We start from the raw sequence: 347 nt of genomic DNA, 5'->3' as shown, positions 1-347 counted from the left end.
TCTAGGTATGCATGGCTCAACAGTACAGAAGAATGCTCATAAATTATTGGAACATGGTATGGCACATGTAATTGCAAGTGATGCTCATCGACCAACAGGGAATAGGATCTGTATGCTTTCAGATGTGTATCGATATGTGAGCGATACCTATGGAGAAGCCAATGCAGAGATATTAATGAAGAGAAATCCGGAACATATCATCAGGAATGAAGATATGGAAGAGATAGAAGTAGTGAAGAAAAAATCAATCTTCAAGAAATTATGGAGGAGATAGGATGGATGTAAAGATAGCACCGAAGCGATCTAAAGTAGAGAATCGTAAAGGAATGAAAAACAACCAATTCGCT

1 protein-coding gene is annotated in these 347 nt (G+C 38.0%); it reads left to right on the top strand.

The window, feature by feature from the left end:
• On the top strand, positions 1 to 274 hold a 274-nt coding region (locus tag UGRO018_RS17850), incomplete at its 5' end, for a CpsB/CapC family capsule biosynthesis tyrosine phosphatase (RefSeq protein WP_416327861.1).
• Positions 275 to 347: the final 73 nt, after the last annotated feature.

Origin of the sequence: Hoskinsella mucinilytica, from assembly GCF_045223415.1 — a bacterium.
GTDB classification, from domain to species: Bacteria; Bacillota_I; Bacilli_A; order Erysipelotrichales; family Erysipelotrichaceae; genus Hoskinsella; species Hoskinsella mucinilytica.
This window is presented reverse-complemented; position numbering and strand designations above follow the sequence as displayed.